At 63.6% G+C, this 3,858-nt stretch carries 4 protein-coding genes and 1 pseudogene; 3 read left to right on the forward strand and 2 right to left on the reverse strand.

The features are described 5' to 3' along the window. The 3 genes and pseudogenes from ACSLE4_RS14535 to ACSLE4_RS14545 all read left to right on the forward strand — a co-directional run. A pseudogene (locus tag ACSLE4_RS14535) lies at positions 1 to 527 on the forward strand (hypothetical protein); the annotation flags it as partial. 21 nt (positions 528 to 548) lie between these two features. Continuing rightward, complete coding sequence (locus ACSLE4_RS14540) at positions 549 to 677, forward strand: DUF3291 domain-containing protein (RefSeq protein WP_435905144.1); 129 nt, start codon at positions 549 to 551, stop codon at positions 675 to 677. 348 nt (positions 678 to 1,025) lie between these two features. Next, entirely contained in the window at positions 1,026 to 1,181 is a 156-nt protein-coding gene (locus tag ACSLE4_RS14545) for a hypothetical protein (RefSeq protein ID WP_435905145.1), read from the forward strand. A 96-nt stretch (positions 1,182 to 1,277) separates the two neighbouring features. Here ACSLE4_RS14545 and istB read toward each other — a convergent pair whose 3' ends face one another. Together istB and istA are read right to left on the reverse strand one after the other, a co-directional pair. Beyond that, the gene (gene istB / locus ACSLE4_RS14550; protein WP_435905146.1) at positions 1,278 to 2,099 is read right to left on the reverse strand and encodes an IS21-like element helper ATPase IstB; all 822 of its coding nucleotides are present in this window, start codon (positions 2,097 to 2,099) and stop codon (positions 1,278 to 1,280) included. Beyond that, positions 2,096 to 3,595: an IS21 family transposase gene (gene istA, locus ACSLE4_RS14555; RefSeq protein WP_435905147.1), complete on the reverse strand. Its 1,500-nt coding sequence runs from the start codon at positions 3,593 to 3,595 to the stop codon at positions 2,096 to 2,098. Before istA ends, istB begins: the two co-directional genes overlap by 4 nt. Positions 3,596 to 3,858 lie beyond the last annotated feature (263 nt).

Consider the following 3,858-nt stretch of genomic DNA (forward strand, 5'->3'; position numbering starts at 1 on the left):
TGGTCGATAGGAATTGGGGTGGGGTTCTCGTCCACGACCTCGTGTCGGCGCAGCTTGCATCATTTCTTGATCCAGGAGACGGCCGGATCCGCTTGGCGGGGCCATCGATTCTTCTGAACCCCGCAGCGTCGCAACATATCGGCCTCGCCATTCATGAGCTGGCGACCAACGCCTCCAAGTACGGTGCGCTATCCGTTCCGCAGGGCCTTGTTGACATTGAATGGACGGAGGATGTGAGTGCCGACAAAGGGACGGAGGATGGGAGTGCTAACGCTCGCACGCAACGCTTTCGGATGTCGTGGCGGGAAACTGGCGGTCCGCCTGTGTCACAATCCACCCGCAAGGGATTCGGCCGGTTCGTCATTGAGGATGCCGTTGCGAGAGGCTTATCGGGCACTGCACAAATCGGGTGGGACGAGGCCGGATTGACTTGGATTCTCGACGCTCCATCATCGTGCCTCATTGGCGAAAGGCCGTTCGGCCTAGAGGAAGAGGGGATTACATCGCCGCACGTTGGATCAGGGTGACCAGTGGTTCCGTGAGGCCGAGTGGCCCACTATGTCATGTGGTGGATTGCGGATGATGAGGTGCCGACGTGGCAGCAGGCATCGCGTCGACTAGAGCATCTTCACGACAATGGCGGTGCCCCCATTGCCTTCGATTTCAAGCTGAACTAAATGGCACACCGAGAGTCCTAGGTGACTAGGGCTGATCTGAGGTTGATGGTTCCTCGACGTGAAGTAGCTGCACTGCACTATTCCTGTCCCACCTAAGTTTGTTGGGCGATGCATAGGATGCCCCATGAGAGTCCAGGACGGCCGCTTTTCTTGAGGCCACCCATCTATCCCCAACCCAACTGCGGGGCTGTGCGGCCTTTCCAAGAGTCATCTAGGGCTCTGCAGCAGCTGCGCTAACCGTGGCTGTCGTCGCTACCAGGCACCCGGCGCCGCCGATGAGCTTCGTTTGTTGTACTTCTTGCTCACTACACGGGCCCATCGGAGGCGAACGCACGCGGCGTCGCCGACATGATGGCTATTCATGATTGCATCGGCGGCTTGGCCCCGGAAATGGACATCATCGCGGACGCCGTGCGGGTGGACTTCGTGAAGTGTCATGAGGGTATGCCTGTCAACGGCGGCGCAAAAGGGAGCCACCGTGGCGGCGTGATTGGTAACCAGTGACGGTAGCGTCGGCTGAAGCACGAAGGCCCCCTCGAGGGGGCCTTCGTGCTTTTCGCGTCTTCGCTGGCGGTGAGGTGAGCGAAGCGGAATGAGAAGCTATGGCGACGTGATCTCGCCTGTGTCGGGATCGGACTGCCCGGCGGTCGCCTTGGCGGCTTTGTGCCGACGGTTGCGAGCGTGCTTGAGACGATAGCTTTCGCCGTTCATCTCGAGGATGTGCACGTGGTGGGTGAGCCGGTCGAGGAGGGCGCCGGTAAGGCGCTCGGAGCCGAGGACGCCGGTCCACTCCTCGAACGGCAGATTGGATGTCACGATGGTGCTGCCGCGCTCGTAGCGCTGTGAGAAGACCTCAAACAGCAGCTCGGCGCCGGTCGGCGACAGCGGCACGTAGCCGAACTCGTCGACGATCAGAAGCTTCACGCTCGCGAGCTGTGCCTGCAGCCGTGAGAGCTGCCGGCCATCGCGCGCCTCCATCAGCCGGTTGACCAGCGATGCTGTGCTCGTGAAGAGGACCGAGAAGCCCTTCTGGCAGGCGGCAAGTCCGAGCCCGAGCGCCACGTGCGTCTTGCCGGTGCCGCTGGGTCCGAGCGCGATGACGTTCTCATTTCGGATCACGTACTCCGAACGTGCTAACTCCAGGACCAGCATCTTGTTCAAGGCCGGGATCGACATGAAGTCGAAGGTATCGAGGCTCTTGGTCGCCGGGAACCTGGCTGCCCGGATACGGCGATCGACGAGCCGGCGTTCGCGCTCGATCAGCTCGAGTTCGGCGAGCCGCAACAGATAGCGCGGATGATCGATGCCGTCGGCGGCGCTTTCACGCGCGACCTTCTCGTACTCGGCGAGGAACGTCGGTAGCTTGAGGACCCTGAGGTGGTGCTCGAGCAGGACTTGCGGCTTGTCGGCGGTCCTCGTCATGCCGCTGCTCCCTCGAGAAGCGCCGCGTAGTCTGCTGCCTGCGTCGTCGCCACCCTCGGTCTCGGCAGGTAGGGGTAGGCCGCCATATCGAGCTGTGGAGCGCGGCGCTCGACGCGAGCCAATGTCAACTGCTTCACCGCATCGAAGCCGATCGCGCCGAGCTTGATTGCTTGCGCGACGGCGCTGGCCACGACATCGCGCGCGAACAGCTCCATCAGCCGTAGCACCTGGATGTACTCCCGCTTGCCCTTGCGCCCCATCCTCGCCTCCATCAGGCGGCGCAGATGCGCGAACGGCTCCGGCAGGTCCCAGTGCTGCAACGGCGCCGCCTGGTCGAGGGCGCCGGGCTTCTGTTCGATCAGTGCCAGGTAGTGCAGCGGATCGAACACCAGCGCCGCCTTGTCGTAGGAGCGACGATGACGTGCGATCTCGGTTGAGCCGGCAAGGATCACGACCTCGTCGACGAAGCCCTTCACGACCACCTCGCGGAAGCCGTAGCTTGTCGGCACTGAGTAGTCGTTGCCGCGATAGCGCACGAGTGCCGTCGACGACACGCGCCCGGTGCGTACCTCGCAGGGTTCGAACGATGCCGCGGGAAGCGCACGGAACGCCGCGAGGTCGGCACGCAACCGCTCGGCGATGGTCTCGGTGTGGCGTCCTGATCGCGTCGCCTGGTGCGATCGGCAATCGGCTTCGAGCCTGGCGTTCAATACCGCATAGCTCTCGGCGATCGGCACGGGCGTGAGGAACTGCCGGCGGCCATGCTTGACCAGAGCCTCGACCTTGCCTTTGTCGTTACCCTTTCCGGGTCGGCCGAAGCGGTCGGCGAACAGGTAGTGGCTCAAGAGACCCGTGAACGCCCGCGTGCGCTCGCGTGTGCCGTCACCACAGATCTTGGCCACCGCCAACTTCGTGTTGTCGTACAGGATCGACTGCGGCACGCCACCGAAGAAGGCACACGCCGACACGTGGCCGTCGAGGAAGGCCTCCGTCGTCTCGGCCGGATAGGCCTTCATGAACGGCGCGTCCGAATGCGGCAGGTCCATGTAGAACACGTGAACCTTCTGGCGAACGCCGCCGATCACGCCAATGGCCTCACCGAAGTCGACCTGCGCGTGCCCCGGAGGATGCGCCAGCGGCACGAACGTCTCGCGCGACGAGATCCTCTGCTCACGCACGTAGTCCTTCACCACCGTGTAGCCACCGGCGTAGCCGTGCTCCGCCTTCAGCCGCTCGAAGATCCGCTGTGCCGTGTGCCGCTGCTTCGGCGGCGCCTGCTTGTCGGCTTCTAGAATGGCGTCGATCACGCCGACGAACGGGCCCAATGTAGGCCGCTCAACGGGCTTCGTGCGCTGGTAGCCCGGCGGCGCCGAGAACCGGCACATCTTCGCCACCGTCTTGCGCGCCAGTCCGAAAACCCGCGCCGCCTCCCGCTCGCTGTGACCTTCGACGAAAACGAACCGCCGCACCGCCGCGTAGTTGTCCAAGCCATACATCCCCCGCCTTCCCCCGAGCCGAATCACTCGAGGTCAGGCTAGCCACTGGCTCCCTTTCCGGGCGCCCCGCAGCAGCACCCACGCCGCCGCTTCAGTGGCCTACTTTCTCACCGCCGCGCACACTTCCGAGGGACGCACAATTGCACGAGAAGCCCTCAAGACGCAGCTAACGGCCAAGACACCCGGCGAACTTAAGTCTCAGGCGATTGTCGCACTGGGCATGGTCGCTCAGCTCGTCGATGCGAAAGCGGGAGCTGAAGGAC

This window comes from Methyloceanibacter sp., from assembly GCF_051306395.1.
Taxonomy (GTDB): Bacteria; Pseudomonadota; Alphaproteobacteria; order Rhizobiales; family Methyloligellaceae; genus Methyloceanibacter.